This window comes from Streptomyces sp. 150FB (assembly GCF_000818195.1).
Classification (GTDB): Bacteria; Actinomycetota; Actinomycetes; order Streptomycetales; family Streptomycetaceae; genus Streptomyces.
The window spans coordinates 2,107,147-2,108,556 of record NZ_JTHL01000001.1; the positions used below are offsets into that span (position 1 = coordinate 2,107,147).

At 73.8% G+C, this 1,410-nt stretch carries 1 protein-coding gene and 1 pseudogene; both read right to left on the minus strand.

Annotated elements, in window-relative coordinates:
* On the minus strand, positions 1-871 hold an 871-nt coding region (locus QR77_RS08715; protein ID WP_236710568.1), incomplete at its 3' end, for an ABC transporter ATP-binding protein.
* Positions 872-943: 72 nt separating this feature from the next.
* Positions 944-1,410, minus strand: a pseudogene (locus QR77_RS48410) (NYN domain-containing protein); the annotation flags it as partial.

Genomic DNA, 1,410 nt, shown 5'->3' on the forward strand with positions numbered 1-1,410 from the left:
TCACCGCGGCGACCGCCGCACGCGCCTCGTCGGGGGCGAGCCGCAGGACCCAGCGGCGCCCCGACCGCTGGGCGACGGCCCGCAGGGCCGCGACCTCGGGCACGTCGAGCGGAGCGCGTTCGCGCCACATCAGCTCCACCCTGACCTCGCCGGCCACCTGCTCCTTGAGTCCGGAGGGGGTGTCGCAGGCGATGACCCGGCCGCGTTCCAGCACGGCGACCCGGTCGAGGACGGTCTCGGCCTCGATGACGTTGTGGGTGACGAGCAGCACGGTCGCGCCGTGGTCGGCGCGCCTGCGGTCCACGGCGGCCCACACCGCGCGGCGCGCGACGGGGTCCATGCCGGTGGTGGGCTCGTCGAGGACGAGTACGGGCCGCCGACCCACCAGCGCCGCGGCGAAGCAGGCCAGCCGCCGCTGCCCGCCGGAGAGCTTCTTCAGGGGGCGTGAGGCGATCTCGGTGAGGCCCAGTTCGTCGAGTACGGAGTCGCGCGCCGCGCGTGCGTCGCGCAGGGTGAGGCCGCGCAGCCGGCCGGTGGTCTCGGCGGCGAGGGAGACGGTCAGCTCGTCGAGCGCGGTGGACTCCTGCCCCAGGTAACCGACGAGCCTGGAGGCACGCTCGGGGTGGCGTACCAGGTCGTGCCCGAGGAGTTCGACACTGCCGGAGTCGGGCCGCATCAGGCCGGTGAGCTGCCGTACGAGGGTGGACTTGCCGGCGCCGTTGGGTCCGAGCAGGCCGAAAATCTCACCGCCCCGCACTTCGAGGGAGATCCCGTCGGTGGCCCGCACCTCGGGCGCCCCGGGGTTTCCGCGCCTGCCGCGCGCGGCGGGGTACGTCTTGACCAGATCGCGTACCACGCACACCGTACTCACGAGGTACGAGCCTACGCGGTCGGGGCGTAAGGGGGTTTTTGGGGGCCTCGGTTCGGGTGTGGGACGGAACGCCTACTCCCCCGCCGGTACGTGCTCCGCGGCGCGTACGTCGATCTCCCGCCAGAACCCGGCCCGGATGGCGTAGCGGTCGTGCTCGTCGATCTGGTCGTCCTTGTGCGCGAGGAGGCCGAACCGGGCCGCGTACCTGAGCAGTTCGCCGTCGATGCGGTGCGGGATGCGCGGATACATGACCGACAGTTTCTGGACATGGCCCGCTTCCGGCAGTCGTTCCATCCAGCGGCGCGCGAAGACCTGCCCGACCTCGAAGGGGTCGCCGCCGACGGTCGTGATGTCCTCCTCGCGGTCCGCCCAGCGCTGCTCGGCGCTGGTGAGCTGCGCGAGGGTCGGGAGGGAGGCCGTCTCGGCGGGTTCACCCACCGGGCCGCCGCCCGGGCGCTCGACCCATCCCTTGTCGGAGGACCAGCGCAGCGTGGCGCCCGCGGCGCCGCCCGGTCCCTGCGGGCCCGGCGAGCCCGCGG